9 protein-coding genes, 1 tRNA gene and 5 rRNA genes are annotated in these 17,218 nt (G+C 45.9%); 14 read left to right on the top strand and 1 reads right to left on the bottom strand.

The features are described 5' to 3' along the window. Positions 1-176 precede the first annotated feature (176 nt). Positions 177-3,113 (top strand): 23S ribosomal RNA (locus RCG17_RS10640). A gap of 70 nt (positions 3,114-3,183) precedes the next feature. Next, positions 3,184-3,300, top strand: a 5S ribosomal RNA gene (gene rrf / locus RCG17_RS10635). Between the two features lie 189 nt (positions 3,301-3,489). Here rrf (RCG17_RS10635) and RCG17_RS10630 read toward each other — a convergent pair. Next, the gene (locus RCG17_RS10630; protein ID WP_308175138.1) at positions 3,490-3,642 is read right to left on the bottom strand and encodes a YuzK family famiily protein; all 153 of its coding nucleotides are present in this window, start codon (positions 3,640-3,642) and stop codon (positions 3,490-3,492) included. A gap of 456 nt (positions 3,643-4,098) precedes the next feature. On the opposite strand from RCG17_RS10630, the gene RCG17_RS10625 reads away from it, so the two are divergent. The 12 genes from RCG17_RS10625 to RCG17_RS10570 all read left to right on the top strand — a co-directional run bounded on the left by RCG17_RS10625 (position 4,099) and on the right by RCG17_RS10570 (position 17,170). After that, complete coding sequence (locus tag RCG17_RS10625) at positions 4,099-4,779, top strand: GntR family transcriptional regulator (protein WP_308175137.1); 681 nt, start codon at positions 4,099-4,101, stop codon at positions 4,777-4,779. 249 nt (positions 4,780-5,028) lie between these two features. After that, positions 5,029-5,796, top strand: coding sequence for an HpcH/HpaI aldolase family protein (locus RCG17_RS10620; protein WP_308175136.1), 768 nt, complete (start codon positions 5,029-5,031; stop codon positions 5,794-5,796). A 20-nt stretch (positions 5,797-5,816) separates the two neighbouring features. Next, positions 5,817-7,091 (top strand): MFS transporter, encoded by a 1,275-nt coding sequence (locus tag RCG17_RS10615; RefSeq protein ID WP_308175135.1) that lies wholly within the window; start codon positions 5,817-5,819, stop codon positions 7,089-7,091. Between the two features lie 248 nt (positions 7,092-7,339). Next, a complete protein-coding gene (locus RCG17_RS10610; RefSeq protein ID WP_308175134.1) occupies positions 7,340-8,248 on the top strand; it encodes a cupin domain-containing protein in 909 nt (302 codons plus the stop codon). 16 nt (positions 8,249-8,264) lie between these two features. Then, positions 8,265-9,155 (top strand): DUF6282 family protein, encoded by an 891-nt coding sequence (locus RCG17_RS10605; RefSeq protein WP_308175133.1) that lies wholly within the window; start codon positions 8,265-8,267, stop codon positions 9,153-9,155. Between the two features lie 52 nt (positions 9,156-9,207). Continuing rightward, positions 9,208-10,260, top strand: coding sequence for a hydroxyacid dehydrogenase (locus tag RCG17_RS10600; RefSeq protein ID WP_308175132.1), 1,053 nt, complete (start codon positions 9,208-9,210; stop codon positions 10,258-10,260). A gap of 135 nt (positions 10,261-10,395) precedes the next feature. After that, positions 10,396-11,097 carry a CoA transferase subunit A gene (locus RCG17_RS10595; protein ID WP_308175131.1) on the top strand — a complete coding sequence of 234 codons (702 nt, stop codon included), beginning with the start codon at positions 10,396-10,398 and terminating at the stop codon, positions 11,095-11,097. Between the two features lie 26 nt (positions 11,098-11,123). Next, on the top strand, positions 11,124-11,768 hold the full coding sequence (locus RCG17_RS10590) for a 3-oxoacid CoA-transferase subunit B (RefSeq protein WP_308175130.1): 645 nt from the start codon (positions 11,124-11,126) through the stop codon (positions 11,766-11,768). A 421-nt stretch (positions 11,769-12,189) separates the two neighbouring features. After that, positions 12,190-13,739 (top strand): 16S ribosomal RNA (locus RCG17_RS10585). Positions 13,740-13,934: 195 nt separating this feature from the next. Beyond that, positions 13,935-16,870, top strand: a 23S ribosomal RNA gene (locus tag RCG17_RS10580). Positions 16,871-16,940: 70 nt separating this feature from the next. Next, positions 16,941-17,057 (top strand): 5S ribosomal RNA (gene rrf, locus RCG17_RS10575). Together the 16S, 23S and 5S rRNA genes with 1 tRNA gene alongside form the textbook arrangement of a ribosomal RNA operon. A 42-nt stretch (positions 17,058-17,099) precedes the next feature. After that, positions 17,100-17,170 (top strand) — tRNA-Glu (locus RCG17_RS10570). Positions 17,171-17,218 lie beyond the last annotated feature (48 nt).

Here is a 17,218-nt window from a genome sequence, read left to right as displayed (position 1 = left end):
GGACATCACAGATTGTTTGACGGATTTTGTTTGTTTAGTTTTGAGGGAATAATTCTCTCAAAGTTTATTTTTGTTCCTTGAAAACTAGATAATCGTATAAGAAGAAGTCAAGAAAGAACCGAGTAATCGCCATTTTAGTTTTCTCTCTTATTTAATTAAGAAGAAAAAACCTTTTAGGTTAAGTTAGAAAGGGCGCACGGTGGATGCCTTGGCACTAGGAGCCGATGAAGGACGGTACTAACACCGATATGCTTCGGGGAGCTGTAAGTAAGCTTTGATCCGGAGATTTCCGAATGGGGGAACCCACTGCTCGTAATGGAGCAGTATCTTTATCTGAATACATAGGATAATGAAGGCAGACCCGGGGAACTGAAACATCTAAGTACCCGGAGGAAGAGAAAGCAATTGCGATTCCCTAAGTAGCGGCGAGCGAAATGGGAACAGCCCAAACCGAAAGGCTTGCCTTTCGGGGTTGTAGGACACTCTACATGGAGTTACAAAGGAACGGGGTAAATGAAGCGATCTGGAAAGGTCCGTCATAGAAGGTAAAAACCCTGTAGTTGAAACTTCGTTCCCTCCTGAGTGGATCCTGAGTACGGCCGGACACGTGAAATCCGGTCGGAAGCTGGGAGGACCATCTCCCAAGGCTAAATACTCCCTAGTGACCGATAGTGAACCAGTACCGTGAGGGAAAGGTGAAAAGCACCCCGGAAGGGGAGTGAAACAGTTCCTGAAACCGTGTGCCTACAAGTAGTCAAAGCCCTTTTATGGGTAATGGCGTGCCTTTTGTAGAATGAACCGGCGAGTTACGATCCCATGCAAGGTTAAGTTGATGAAACGGAGCCGCAGCGAAAGCGAGTCTGAATAGGGCGATTTTAGTATGTGGTCGTAGACCCGAAACCAGGTGATCTACCCATGTCCAGGGTGAAGGTAGGGTAACACCTACTGGAGGCCCGAACCGACGCACGTTGAAAAGTGCGCGGATGAGGTGTGGGTAGCGGAGAAATTCCAATCGAACTTGGAGATAGCTGGTTCTCTCCGAAATAGCTTTAGGGCTAGCCTCACGTTGTAAGAGTCTTGGAGGTAGAGCACTGTTTGGACTAGGGGCCCTCATCGGGTTACCGAATTCAGACAAACTCCGAATGCCAAAGACTTATCCGTGGGAGTCAGACTGCGAGTGATAAGATCCGTAGTCAAAAGGGAAACAGCCCAGACCACCAGCTAAGGTCCCAAAGTATACGTTAAGTGGAAAAGGATGTGGAGTTGCTTAGACAACCAGGATGTTGGCTCAGAAGCAGCCACCATTTAAAGAGTGCGTAATAGCTCACTGGTCGAGTGACTCTGCGCCGAAAATGTACCGGGGCTAAACGTATCACCGAAGCTGTGGGTGGACACCATTAGGTGTCCGCGGTAGGAGAGCGTTCTAAGGGCGTTGAAGCTAGACCGTAAGGACTGGTGGAGCGCTTAGAAGTGAGAATGCCGGTATGAGTAGCGAAAGATGAGTGAGAATCTCATCCACCGAATGCCTAAGGTTTCCTGAGGAAGGCTCGTCCGCTCAGGGTTAGTCGGGACCTAAGCCGAGGCCGAAAGGCGTAGGCGATGGATAACAGGTTGATATTCCTGTACCACCTCTTTATCGTTTGAGCAACGGGGGGACGCAGGAGGATAGGGTAAGCGCACTGCTGGATATGTGCGTGTAAGCAGTTAGGCTGGTGAATAGGAAAATCCGTTCACCGCAAAGGCTGAGCTGTGATGCCGAGGGAAATATAGTACCGAAGTTCCTGATTCCACACTGCCAAGAAAAGCCTCTAGCGAGATAAAAGGTGCCCGTACCGCAAACCGACACAGGTAGGCGAGGAGAGAATCCTAAGGTGAGCGAGAGAACTCTCGTTAAGGAACTCGGCAAAATGACCCCGTAACTTCGGGAGAAGGGGTGCTCTTTGGGGTTAATCGCCCTGAAGAGCCGCAGTGAATAGGTCCAGGCGACTGTTTAGCAAAAACACAGGTCTCTGCGAAGCCGCAAGGCGAAGTATAGGGGCTGACGCCTGCCCGGTGCTGGAAGGTTAAGAGGAGGGGTTAGCGCAAGCGAAGCTCTGAATCGAAGCCCCAGTAAACGGCGGCCGTAACTATAACGGTCCTAAGGTAGCGAAATTCCTTGTCGGGTAAGTTCCGACCCGCACGAAAGGCGTAACGATCTGGACACTGTCTCAACGAGAGACTCGGTGAAATTATAGTACCTGTGAAGATGCAGGTTACCCGCGACAGGACGGAAAGACCCCATGGAGCTTTACTGTAGCCTGATATTGAATTTTGGTACAGCTTGTACAGGATAGGTAGGAGCCTTTGAAGCCGGAGCGCCAGCTTCGGTGGAGGCATTGGTGGGATACTACCCTGGCTGTATTGAAATTCTAACCCGCACCCCTTATCGGGGTGGGAGACAGTGTCAGGTGGGCAGTTTGACTGGGGCGGTCGCCTCCTAAAGAGTAACGGAGGCGCCCAAAGGTTCCCTCAGAATGGTTGGAAATCATTCGCAGAGTGTAAAGGCACAAGGGAGCTTGACTGCGAGACCTACAAGTCGAGCAGGGACGAAAGTCGGGCTTAGTGATCCGGTGGTTCCGCATGGAAGGGCCATCGCTCAACGGATAAAAGCTACCCTGGGGATAACAGGCTTATCTCCCCCAAGAGTCCACATCGACGGGGAGGTTTGGCACCTCGATGTCGGCTCATCGCATCCTGGGGCTGTAGTCGGTCCCAAGGGTTGGGCTGTTCGCCCATTAAAGCGGTACGCGAGCTGGGTTCAGAACGTCGTGAGACAGTTCGGTCCCTATCCGTCGTGGGCGCAGGAAATTTGAGAGGAGCTGTCCTTAGTACGAGAGGACCGGGATGGACGCACCGCTGGTGTACCAGTTGTCTTGCCAAAGGCATCGCTGGGTAGCTATGTGCGGACGGGATAAGTGCTGAAAGCATCTAAGCATGAAGCCCCCCTCGAGATGAGATTTCCCATAGCGTCAAGCTAGTAAGATCCCTGAAAGATGATCAGGTTGATAGGTCAGAGGTGGAAGCGCGGTGACGTGTGGAGCTGACTGATACTAATCGATCGAGGACTTAACCAATATTAATGATTATTCGTTCTTTACACTTCTTTTTGATTATCTAGTTTTGAGGGAATGAACCTCAAATAAGTCTGGTAATGATAGCGAGAAGGTCACACCCGTTCCCATACCGAACACGGAAGTTAAGCTTCTCAGCGCCGATGGTAGTTGGGACGAAAGTCCCTGTGAGAGTAGGACGTTGCCAGGCAAGAAAAAGACAACCTTGATTGAGGTTGTCTTTTTTTTACGTTGTGGAGAAGGGAACGGGCCTCCGGACAAAGGAATGCAAAATAACCACAACTGAGACTGAAGTCGGTGCATCTTTGAACAGAAGAATGCAAGAAAATCAGAATTGTGTCTAAAATCAGGTATTTTTTACACTAATAATCTCTAGAGTTTAGCGGTGGGTCAGCCTCTTGATTTGCTCAATGATCATGTAGCTTTTACGGTAATCCTCATCTCGGCGCTTTTCGACCACCATTCTCACATCATGCCTTCTTCGATATACCTCATAACCCACACCATGGGCCCCATGCATGGCTTTTTCCATTTCACCTGTATAAGTTAGTCGTAAATGACTGATAACAAATCATTCCTTTCCCTTATTTACTTGCAGAGTCCTGTTATGTTTCTTCTTTACAGTAAAAATGTTAACATTCTAGCTCTCGTCCGCACAAAGTCGATAAACACGTAAATTCAGCCATATACACGTCTCACATACGAACTGAAGTCGTCAACTCGATTATTCGCAAAATTCTGACGGATATCTTTCATATTGTGCATGTCACGCCCTGAAAGTTGTCAAAAACAAAAAACCCCTTCAGTATGTGCTGAGAGGCTTTGAATATATTCATCAACTAGATCGTAAAGCAGCAGTCCAGGAACCTGAATAAAAAGCCATAATAAAAATAATTTAAAAAATTTTCTAAAAAATATATATTGACTGAAAATATATAATATATTATATATTATATATAATATATTTTTAAAAAGGGGGTGAATGGTTATGGCAGTATCCACAGGTAGGAAATATAGTACAAAAATGGAAATGGTTTATGAAAGCTTAAAAGAAGATATCATCAATGGACTTTTAGGTCAAGGCCAAAAGATTGTTGCCAGAGAAGTTGCCAATAAGTTTGGAGTAAGTGATATTCCAGTTCGTGAAGCATTAAAAAAACTAGAAGCTGATGGACTGGTTGAAAATATTCCACATGTGGGATCACGTGTAAGTTTAATTAATATTAAAAAAGCAGGCGAGATTTTTGCCATTCGGTTGGAAATGGAGGCATTTGCCACCAGGCTGGCGGCAACAAATGCAGATGCCAAAGGAATAGACGAGTTGCAAAAGATTGTGGATGAGATTGATAAATATTTGGTAGAAGACGATGTGAAACAAATCAGTCGTTTGAACACAGCCTTCCATCAAAAGCTCTATCAATTATCAGGGAATGAAATGTTATTTGAAATGATTCTTTCCCTTATGGATCGATCACAATACTCAAAATCCGTGTTTGCCCTCGTTGGCGATCGCCGAGAAAAATCAAATAAGGAACATCAACAAATTGTTGATGCCCTGAGGCAAGGAAATCCTGAAGAGGCAGAAGAGGCTTTGAGAGCGCAAAAAGAATATGCCTTTAAAGCGCTTTTAGATAAATTAAAATTTGTTAGTGGAGAGGAGAGTCGATAATCTTTTAGCTGATAAATGGTTTCAGCAATTATCCTTTTATTCTCTTCATGCAAGAATAATGAGATTTCAAATGACCAAGCACTTGGGACCGCATTATTTTTTTGACAAAATGGGTAAACGTTTTCAAAAAAAGGAATTCCGATTGGCGGGAGAACTTTTGCCCGTCCAATTGGGTAGTTCGCACGAGAACAGTGGAAGAAACAGAGAACAACACTATTTATATACGAAGAAGAAAGGATGTGATCTTCCATGATTACGGTAAAAGAAAAACTATCAGCTGGAAAGACAGTTGTTGGAACCTTTAGTAAGTTCTCAAGTCCAGTCTCATCTGAAATTCTTGGTTACTTGGGTTTTGACTTCTTGATTCTTGATATGGAACATTCCGCTTTGGATTTTAACCAAGCAGAGGTGTTAATCAGGGCGGGGGAAGCTGCAGGAATATCAACTGTTATTCGAGTCCCTGGAGTTGAAGAAAGCCCGATCCTGCGCATGCTGGAAGCAGGGAGCCAAGGTGTACAAGCTCCTGAAGTAGGCAGTTTAGACATGGCGAAAAAGGTGGTAGATGCATCAAGATACAGCCCTTTAGGAATGCGGGGATTATCGCTTTCTACTCGTGCTGCAAAGTATACACTCAAAAATAAAAATGAGCATTTTGCCGACTCACTTTCCAAACAACTTGTAGTCGTTCAAATCGAAAGTAAAGAAGCATTAGAAAATGTTGAAGAGATTGCAGCGGTTGAGGGTGTAGATGTCTTGTTTTTGGGACCTTCTGATCTAAGCAATTCACTGGGAATCCCTGGACAAACGAATCACCCGCTTGTACAGGAGGCCTTGAAAAGACTATGTATGGCGGCAAAGGAGAATGGGAAGGTAGCGGGAACGTTTGTCGCGAACCAAGAACAGGCAAATCGAGCAATTGAAATGGGAGTACGTTACCTAGTATACGACAATGATGTGGCCTTTTTCGTAAAGGGAGCAAAGTCGGTTCTTGAAGAACTGAGTTTACACTTAGTATAAATCGAATGGAGGTTAATGGAATGCCTGCAATACAACCAAGTATTGAAGCTGGAGTTAGGCAGCAGTCATGGTATAAAGAAATTAATAAAAAACAATGGAAAGCTCTTGTTGCCGCATTTTTAGGATGGACTCTCGATGCTTTTGATTTCTTACTTTATAATTTCACTATTGTCACGTTAATTAAGGAGTGGGGGTTAACAACCGCTAGTACAGGGTTAGTAGCCTCGGTTACCGTTGTTGCATCTGCCCTTGGTGGAATGGTTTTTGGACGGGTAGCCGATCGTTTTGGCCGAATGAGGGCATTGACGCTTACCGTACTCATCTATGCAGTTGCTACAGCCTTAAGTGGTTTATCCCAAGGGATTTGGCAGTTGATGTTCTTCCGTGTTCTTGTTGGTTTAGGAATGGGCGGGGAATGGTCAGCAGGGGCTGCACTCATCTCTGAAACTTGGCCAAAGAAACATCGTGGGAAGGCAATGTCCATTATGCAATCAGGATACGCTGTCGGCGGATTAGCTGCCTCCTTTATTGCAGGTCCTATTATCCAAGCATTTGGATGGCGTCCATTATTCTTTATTGGGATCATTCCTGCTATTCTTGTATTCTGGATTCGTAAGAATGTGGAAGAGCCTGAAATTTGGAAAGAACAAGAGACAAAGGTAAAAGAGATTGTTAAGACATCATGGCTCGATCTGTTCCGCGGTAATCTATTAAAAGTTACCCTTGTCGGAGTGATTTTCTGTGTGATTGGTTTGGGTGCTAGTTATCCAATAGCTTCATGGCTTCCTACCTATTTAGGAACAGCAAAGGATCATGGCGGCGCCGGCTTCTCAATCGTTCAAGCATCTTTACTTACTATTCCTTACTATATTGGAAGTATCATAGGCTATATTTTGTTCGGCTTCTTCAGTGATAGAATTGGGCGGAAAAAAAGTTTTGCTATCTATTTCCTAGGCGCAGTTATTGTGATTCCAGCTTTTATCTTATCAGGTGCTAGTCATTTGACGGTTTTCTTAATCCTTATGGCATTCGTGGGAATGTTTGCAGTAGGATACTACGGTGGTTTTGGTACCATTCTGGCTGAAATGTATCCAACAAAATTACGCAGCTCAGGCCAGGGGCTATGCTACAATGTTGGGCGCGGTGTGTCAGCATTTGCGATCACCGGTTCAGGTGCAATCGCCATGACAGTCGGGGTTGGAAATGCACTATTATATTCCTCGGTAGCGTTGTTTATCTTGGCTGTTGTAGCAACACTCATCATTCCGGAAACAATTGGTAAAGATTTGGAATAAAAAAATACCCAAAGAAAAATTTTTAATAAAAAAATTTCTTCAGGTACAAAGATAAAACAACTCTATTATAAAAATACAATAAATGATTTGACCTTTCAAGGGCTAGGAAATATTGTTAAAGAATTGACCAAAAGTCCTTGAGATTGTGAGTGTTTCAGGGACTTTTTGTAAGCGGTTTATTAAAAAGGGACTAAGAGATATATAGATAGAGGAATACCATTATTTCTAAACAACTCGGAGGTGTACGTATGTTTGATAAAAGTGATCCGCGTGCAACATTGGAAAAACCGAAAGATTCGCAGGCTGGTTTTTCTGAGTTTGCCGGAGCTGAGTATGAAAAGTTTTATGAGCAGCCGCCAAATGAAACAAACCCATTGTCAAAAACATGGTGGATGAGGGGACAGAATTTCTTCATTGCCTATTCAGAGGCAGAAGAAGGCGGAGTTTTTACACGGAAAGATCAAGTAGATGAATATGTTTTACTTTTACCTGATAAGGAAAGTAAAGCTGTAGTCACTTGGAATGGAAGTGAAACGGAGGTAGCTGGATTTAGTCTGGCAATCATTCCTCTGGGGGAAAGCGAGATTAAGCTGATCAAGGGCGGTAAAGTAATTCGCTTATTCAGTTCAGCGAATGCCGACTTGGAGAATCTTCCAGTTAATCAATCATCCTATGCTGAACCACATCCGAATGTCGCCTTATTTAAACCATGGCCAGAGGCGGCATCCGGTTACAAAGTAAGAGTGTACAGTCTTGATGTTCCAAAAGAGGAAGGGAGATTTGGCCGTATTTTTAGATGCTCCACGTTCATGGTGAACTTTTTGGAACCGTTTGAGGGACCCCGTGATCCGTCTAAAATGTCGCCGCATTCACATGATGACTTTGAACAAAGCTCTCTGGCAATTGAAGGGGAATTTGTTCACCATCTTCGCTGGCCATGGTTACCAGACATGAATAAATGGCGCTCGGATGATCATGAGCATTGTGCCAGCCCTTCCGTTGCGGTGATCCCGCCGGGAGCTATTCACACATCACAGTCTGTTGGGGCCGGGAGTAATCAATTAGTGGATATCTTTTGTCCGCCGCGGGTTGATTTTTCATTGAAAGATGGATGGGTGCTGAACGAAGAAGAATATCCAATGCCAAAACATAAATAGGAGAGGGGAATGTTTTATGTACGAAAAATTACTTGAAGGTGCTTACGATTTACATGTTCATACAGGTCCGGATATCCCGCAAAGGAGTCTTGATGATTTTGACTACGCTGAACGTCTTTTGAAAATTGGCATGAAGGGATTTGGGATCAAATCACACTATTTTTGTACAGCGGAAAGAGCACGCCTTGTAAAGAAACTCTATCCGGCGATTAACCCAATCGGTGCCATCACATTGAACAATTCCGTGGGAGGGATCAATCCAACAGCGGTAGAGATGGCGGCTAAAGATGGTGCTAAGATTGTCTGGATGCCAACTTTTGATGCTGAAAACGAGATTCAGTATACGTTTGGTCAGGCAGGCTATGATGAATTGCCGCCATGGGCACAGGTGCAATTTGATCGCAGAAAACAAGGAAAGACACAAACGGGGATTACCATTCTTGAAGAAGGAAAACTTAAAGAGCCGGTACATGAGGTATTGGATTTAATTGCCGAAAACAATCTTATTTTGGCTACAGGCCATTTAAGCAAAACAGAAATTTTCGCTCTAGTTTCTGCTGCAAGAGATCATAAGGTGAAAAAAATCGTCTGTACCCATCCAACCTTCTCATCGATCGCCTTTACGAAAGAAGAACAAAAAGAATTAATTGATATGGGTGCATACATGGAAGAGTGTTTTGGCTGCATTACTCCAGATTATGGAATTACCTGGGAAGAAATCTATGAGCATATTCGTTATTTAGGAGTTGAAAAAGTGATTTTATCTTCCGACCTCGGACAGAAAACAAATCCGTTCCCAGATGAAGGAATGATCACCTTTGTTAAAAATTTAGCAGAGAATGGGTTCACAGAGTCAGAAATTAAAAGAATGACGGTTGAAAACACGACATACCTGGCCGAAGGATGATAAAATCTTCAATCCTGGCAGAAGCGGCTTCTTGAGATGATGGAAGATGTTAATGGCAAAAATAGCTCAGGAACCCCGATTTAAGGATGTGGCAGGAATGAAAAAATATCATATTCTGCAGATTTTCTCTATGATTCACCCTGATGGGGAGCATGTATTAAATGAGCTGGCAACGGTGAAGAAACTCCCTGAATTTAACGAGCCGAAGATAATCGATTATTTAAAAAATCATAAAGTGGATGGGATTATTCTTCGTTCACCGGCCAAAATTACCAGGGAGATATTGGATCACTGCCAGAATGTCAAAGCGATTTCAGGAGCCGGAACCGGATTGGATAACATTGATGTTGAATATGCCACTAAAAAAGGAATTGCGATCCTCCATGCTCCCAATATAAACAGCCAAGCAACAGCCGAACATACAGTTGCCTTGCTGTTGGCAGTAATGAAGAAAATCCCCATGCTTAATCAAGAAACCCGCGCAGGAAATTTTGCGATTCGTAATCAAACCTATACGACGGAGCTTCACGGAAAAACAGTGGGACTTCTTGGCTTTGGTTTAGTTGCTCAAAAAACAGCAAAAATATTGGTGCATGGATTTGGCATGAAGGCCCTTGCCTATGTAAGGCGGATTACAGATGAGAAGCAGCAGATCGCAGATCTCTATGGTCTGGAGCTAACCACTTCTCTAGAGCGAGTATTTTCTGAAAGTGACGCTGTGAGCTTACATCTGCCTTTAACGAGGGAAACAGAGAAACTTATTGATTACACCTTATTTAAACGGATGAAAAAAACAGCCGTTCTGATTAATACAGCAAGAGGTGGACTTGTCAATGAGGTCGATTTAGAAGTTTCATTGAAAAACTGTCTTTTTGCAGGTGCAGGTATCGATGTTTTTACTGTAGAACCTCCGCCAAAGGATCATCCTTTTTTTCAACTAAAGAATGTGGTCGTCAGCCCGCATATGGGTGGTATTAGCAGTAGAGCCGCAAGGGATTCTACTGTCGTGATTGCCAAAAATTTAATCCGTGCCCTAAATAATGAAAATATACCTGAGATTGTAAATAAACAGGTTTTAATTGATAAATTCTACCTACCCAAGTGAAGGGTTCATGATCAGTGCCTCGAGTAAGATTCTTTACTAGGGTCCCTTTAGGTCAGTTTTTTAAGAAATAGAATACTAGTATTAAATAAATCTGATAAGGTCTTGGACCTTATGAATATGAAGGAGGAGTGTTACATGAAAGGCAGCAAAGTGATAACTTCATTCTCAGAAGCTGTTTCCGATATTAAAGACGGCTCAACGATCATTGTTGGGGGATTTGGACTTTCTGGAATTCCAGAGTTTCTCATCCAGGCGCTGAAAGAAAAAGGGTCAAAAGATTTAACGATTGTCAGTAACAATTGTGGTGTGGATGACTGGGGGCTAGGCCTGCTACTTGCGAATCGTCAGATTAAGAAAATGGTATCTTCGTATGTGGGTGAAAATAAAATTTTCGAACAACAGTTTTTAAGTGGCGAATTAGAAGTTGAGTTAACGCCGCAAGGTACGCTTGCGGAGCGAATTCGGGCAGGCGGTGCAGGCATCCCGGGGTTTTATACAGCAACAGGTGTCGGTACGCCAATCGCTGAGGGCAAGGAAACAAAAGAGTTTAATGGTAAGAACTACTTACTTGAGGAAGGGATTATGGGTGACTTTGCGCTTGTTAAGGCATGGAAAGCAGATACACTTGGAAATCTTGTTTTCCGAAAGACGGCCCGTAATTTTAACCCATTAGCAGCGATGGCTGGAAAGATCACGATTGCGGAAGTAGAAGAAATTGTTGAACCTGGTGAACTTGATCCTGATCAAATCCATACACCTGGTGTTTACGTGCAGCGTTTGCTGCTTGGAACAGGTTATCAAAAAAGAATTGAGCGTCGGACCGTTGTCCAGGCTTAATTCTTTAAAGAAGGGAGATTACCAATATGATAGATAAACGTCTTGCAATTGTAAAAAGAGCCGTTAAGGAAATCGAAGATGGAATGAACGTCAATCTGGGGATTGGGATGCCTACACTTGTAGCAAATGAGATCCCTGCAGATTTTAATGTCTTGCTTCAGTCAGAAAATGGCTTATTAGGCATTGGCCCTTATCCTGTAGATGGTGAAGAGGATCCGGATTTAATCAATGCGGGCAAAGAAACGGTAACAACCGTTGCGGGATCTTCTTTTTTTGATAGCGCTGAATCGTTTGCTATGATTCGGGACGGCCATATTGATCTCGCTATTCTCGGGGGAATGGAAGTTTCGGAACAAGGTGATCTGGCAAATTGGATGATCCCTGGGAAAATGGTAAAAGGCATGGGTGGCGCCATGGATTTGGTAAATGGAGCCAAAAGAGTAGTCGTTATCATGGAACATGTGAATAAGCACGGAGAATCGAAAATTAAGAAGAACTGTACGTTGCCGCTCACTGGACAGCGGGTTGTGGACCGGTTAATAACAGATCTGGCTGTTTTTGATTTTACACCTGAAGGTATGGTCCTTATTGAAGCACAGGAAGGAGTGTCTGTTGAAGAAATAATGGAAAAGACAGATGCGGAGTTTAAAGTTGCTACGAGTGCCTGTTAAAGAGGTTCCTGGCACTACGAGTTTTATCAATTGATCCAGAGAAGGGACCCTCACCAGATTCCCTTCTCTATTATTAAAAAAGGGAAATGGCTTAAAAATGTTGAAATTTCCGGCATTAGTTTAGTTTTATTCATTGAAAAACAGTATAAAAGACGATTTATTTAAGAAAACTATTGCATGTATATGATTGATAGTGTTATAGTATTAAAGCTGACTCGTGAACAACTTCCAATGGAAATTATTTAAAACAAATATTTTTCGTAGAAGTTGACAAGGACGAATTAGTGTGATAGGATAATAAATGTCGCTAAGACAAATGATTGTTCTTTGAAAACTAAACAAACAAAAACGTCAACAATAAAAATATAGTGAATCTAGTATTCACTAGCCAACGTAACATTTATGAGCTAACTCATACTCTTTAATGGAGAGTTTGATCCTGGCTCAGGACGAACGCTGGCGGCGTGCCTAATACATGCAAGTCGAGCGAATCATTAGGAGCTTGCTCCTGATGGTTAGCGGCGGACGGGTGAGTAACACGTGGGCAACCTGCCTGTAAGACTGGGATAACATCGGGAAACCGGTGCTAATACCGGATAATTCTTTACCTCTCATGAGGTGAAGCTGAAAGTCGGTTTCGGCTGACACTTACAGATGGGCCCGCGGCGCATTAGCTAGTTGGTGAGGTAACGGCTCACCAAGGCGACGATGCGTAGCCGACCTGAGAGGGTGATCGGCCACACTGGGACTGAGACACGGCCCAGACTCCTACGGGAGGCAGCAGTAGGGAATCTTCCGCAATGGACGAAAGTCTGACGGAGCAACGCCGCGTGAGTGATGAAGGCCTTCGGGTCGTAAAACTCTGTTGTTAGGGAAGAACAAGTATCGGAGTAACTGCCGGTACCTTGACGGTACCTAACCAGAAAGCCACGGCTAACTACGTGCCAGCAGCCGCGGTAATACGTAGGTGGCAAGCGTTGTCCGGAATTATTGGGCGTAAAGCGCGCGCAGGCGGTCCTTTAAGTCTGATGTGAAAGCCCACGGCTCAACCGTGGAGGGTCATTGGAAACTGGGGGACTTGAGTGCAGAAGAGGAAAGCGGAATTCCACGTGTAGCGGTGAAATGCGTAGAGATGTGGAGGAACACCAGTGGCGAAGGCGGCTTTCTGGTCTGTAACTGACGCTGAGGCGCGAAAGCGTGGGGAGCAAACAGGATTAGATACCCTGGTAGTCCACGCCGTAAACGATGAGTGCTAAGTGTTAGAGGGTTTCCGCCCTTTAGTGCTGCAGCTAACGCATTAAGCACTCCGCCTGGGGAGTACGGCCGCAAGGCTGAAACTCAAAGGAATTGACGGGGGCCCGCACAAGCGGTGGAGCATGTGGTTTAATTCGAAGCAACGCGAAGAACCTTACCAGGTCTTGACATCCTCTGACACTCCTAGAGATAGGACGTTCCCCTTCGGGGGACAGAGTGACAGGTGGTGCATGGTTGTCGTCAGCTCGTGTCGTGAGATGTTGGGTTAAGTCCCGCAACGAGCGCAACCCTTGATCTTAGTTGCCAGCATTTAGTTGGGCACTCTAAGGTGACTGCCGGTGACAAACCGGAGGAAGGTGGGGATGACGTCAAATCATCATGCCCCTTATGACCTGGGCTACACACGTGCTACAATGGATGGTACAAAGGGCAGCGAAGCCGCGAGGTGGAGCCAATCCCATAAAACCATTCTCAGTTCGGATTGTAGGCTGCAACTCGCCTACATGAAGCCGGAATCGCTAGTAATCGCGGATCAGCATGCCGCGGTGAATACGTTCCCGGGCCTTGTACACACCGCCCGTCACACCACGAGAGTTTGTAACACCCGAAGTCGGTGGGGTAACCGTAAGGAGCCAGCCGCCTAAGGTGGGACAGATGATTGGGGTGAAGTCGTAACAAGGTAGCCGTATCGGAAGGTGCGGCTGGATCACCTCCTTTCTAAGGAAAATGTCCTAACGGACATCACAGATTGTTTGACGGATTTTGTTTGTTTAGTTTTGAGGGAATAATTCTCTCAAAGTTTATTTTTGTTCCTTGAAAACTAGATAATCGTATAAGAAGAAGTCAAGAAAGAACCGAGTAATCGCCATTTTAGTTTTCTCTCTTATTTAATTAAGAAGAAAAAACCTTTTAGGTTAAGTTAGAAAGGGCGCACGGTGGATGCCTTGGCACTAGGAGCCGATGAAGGACGGTACTAACACCGATATGCTTCGGGGAGCTGTAAGTAAGCTTTGATCCGGAGATTTCCAAATGGGGGAACCCACTGCTCGTAATGGAGCAGTATCTTTATCTGAATACATAGGATAATGAAGGCAGACCCGGGGAACTGAAACATCTAAGTACCCGGAGGAAGAGAAAGCAATTGCGATTCCCTAAGTAGCGGCGAGCGAAATGGGAACAGCCCAAACCGAAAGGCTTGCCTTTCGGGGTTGTAGGACACTCTACATGGAGTTACAAAGGAACGGGGTAAATGAAGCGATCTGGAAAGGTCCGTCATAGAAGGTAAAAACCCTGTAGTTGAAACTTCGTTCCCTCCTGAGTGGATCCTGAGTACGGCCGGACACGTGAAATCCGGTCGGAAGCTGGGAGGACCATCTCCCAAGGCTAAATACTCCCTAGTGACCGATAGTGAACCAGTACCGTGAGGGAAAGGTGAAAAGCACCCGGAAGGGGAGTGAAACAGTTCCTGAAACCGTGTGCCTACAAGTAGTCAAAGCCCTTTTATGGGTAATGGCGTGCCTTTTGTAGAATGAACCGGCGAGTTACGATCCCATGCAAGGTTAAGTTGATGAAACGGAGCCGCAGCGAAAGCGAGTCTGAATAGGGCGATTTTAGTATGTGGTCGTAGACCCGAAACCAGGTGATCTACCCATGTCCAGGGTGAAGGTAGGGTAACACCTACTGGAGGCCCGAACCGACGCACGTTGAAAAGTGCGCGGATGAGGTGTGGGTAGCGGAGAAATTCCAATCGAACTTGGAGATAGCTGGTTCTCTCCGAAATAGCTTTAGGGCTAGCCTCACGTTGTAAGAGTCTTGGAGGTAGAGCACTGTTTGGACTAGGGGCCCTCATCGGGTTACCGAATTCAGACAAACTCCGAATGCCAAAGACTTATCCGTGGGAGTCAGACTGCGAGTGATAAGATCCGTAGTCAAAAGGGAAACAGCCCAGACCACCAGCTAAGGTCCCAAAGTATACGTTAAGTGGAAAAGGATGTGGAGTTGCTTAGACAACCAGGATGTTGGCTCAGAAGCAGCCACCATTTAAAGAGTGCGTAATAGCTCACTGGTCGAGTGACTCTGCGCCGAAAATGTACCGGGGCTAAACGTATCACCGAAGCTGTGGGTGGACACCATTAGGTGTCCGCGGTAGGAGAGCGTTCTAAGGGCGTTGAAGCTAGACCGTAAGGACTGGTGGAGCGCTTAGAAGTGAGAATGCCGGTATGAGTAGCGAAAGATGAGTGAGAATCTCATCCACCGAATGCCTAAGGTTTCCTGAGGAAGGCTCGTCCGCTCAGGGTTAGTCGGGACCTAAGCCGAGGCCGAAAGGCGTAGGCGATGGATAACAGGTTGATATTCCTGTACCACCTCTTTATCGTTTGAGCAACGGGGGGACGCAGGAGGATAGGGTAAGCGCACTGCTGGATATGTGCGTGTAAGCAGTTAGGCTGGTGAATAGGAAAATCCGTTCACCGTGAAGGCTGAGCTGTGATGCCGAGGGAAATATAGTACCGAAGTTCCTGATTCCACACTGCCAAGAAAAGCCTCTAGCGAGATAAAAGGTGCCCGTACCGCAAACCGACACAGGTAGGCGAGGAGAGAATCCTAAGGTGAGCGAGAGAACTCTCGTTAAGGAACTCGGCAAAATGACCCCGTAACTTCGGGAGAAGGGGTGCTCTTTGGGGTTAATCGCCCTGAAGAGCCGCAGTGAATAGGTCCAGGCGACTGTTTAGCAAAAACACAGGTCTCTGCGAAGCCGCAAGGCGAAGTATAGGGGCTGACGCCTGCCCGGTGCTGGAAGGTTAAGAGGAGGGGTTAGCGCAAGCAAAGCTCTGAATCGAAGCCCCAGTAAACGGCGGCCGTAACTATAACGGTCCTAAGGTAGCGAAATTCCTTGTCGGGTAAGTTCCGACCCGCACGAAAGGCGTAACGATCTGGACACTGTCTCAACGAGAGACTCGGTGAAATTATAGTACCTGTGAAGATGCAGGTTACCCGCGACAGGACGGAAAGACCCCATGGAGCTTTACTGTAGCCTGATATTGAATTTTGGTACAGCTTGTACAGGATAGGTAGGAGCCTTTGAAGCCGGAGCGCCAGCTTCGGTGGAGGCATTGGTGGGATACTACCCTGGCTGTATTGAAATTCTAACCCGCACCCCTTATCGGGGTGGGAGACAGTGTCAGGTGGGCAGTTTGACTGGGGCGGTCGCCTCCTAAAGAGTAACGGAGGCGCCCAAAGGTTCCCTCAGAATGGTTGGAAATCATTCGCAGAGTGTAAAGGCACAAGGGAGCTTGACTGCGAGACCTACAAGTCGAGCAGGGACGAAAGTCGGGCTTAGTGATCCGGTGGTTCCGCATGGAAGGGCCATCGCTCAACGGATAAAAGCTACCCTGGGGATAACAGGCTTATCTCCCCCAAGAGTCCACATCGACGGGGAGGTTTGGCACCTCGATGTCGGCTCATCGCATCCTGGGGCTGTAGTCGGTCCCAAGGGTTGGGCTGTTCGCCCATTAAAGCGGTACGCGAGCTGGGTTCAGAACGTCGTGAGACAGTTCGGTCCCTATCCGTCGTGGGCGCAGGAAATTTGAGAGGAGCTGTCCTTAGTACGAGAGGACCGGGATGGACGCACCGCTGGTGTACCAGTTGTCTTGCCAAAGGCATCGCTGGGTAGCTATGTGCGGACGGGATAAGTGCTGAAAGCATCTAAGCATGAAGCCCCCCTCGAGATGAGATTTCCCATAGCGTCAAGCTAGTAAGATCCCTGAAAGATGATCAGGTTGATAGGTCAGAGGTGGAAGCGCGGTGACGTGTGGAGCTGACTGATACTAATCGATCGAGGACTTAACCAATATTAATGATTATTCGTTCTTTACACTTCTTTTTGATTATCTAGTTTTGAGGGAATGAACCTCAAATAAGTCTGGTAATGATAGCGAGAAGGTCACACCCGTTCCCATACCGAACACGGAAGTTAAGCTTCTCAGCGCCGATGGTAGTTGGGACGAAAGTCCCTGTGAGAGTAGGACGTTGCCAGGCTAAGCCCATATAAGGGCTATTTTTTTTGCCTAATTATATATGGCCTCTTGGTCGAGCGGTTAAGACACCGCCCTTTCACGGCGGTAACACGGGTTCGAACCCTCTAAGGCGCATAAAATGATAAAAAAGTGCTACTACCATATTGCCCTCAGAAGCATACC

It is taken from the genome of Neobacillus sp. PS3-12, assembly GCF_030915385.1.
Classification (GTDB): Bacteria; Bacillota; Bacilli; order Bacillales; family Cytobacillaceae; genus JAEVLT01.
This window is presented reverse-complemented; position numbering and strand designations above follow the sequence as displayed.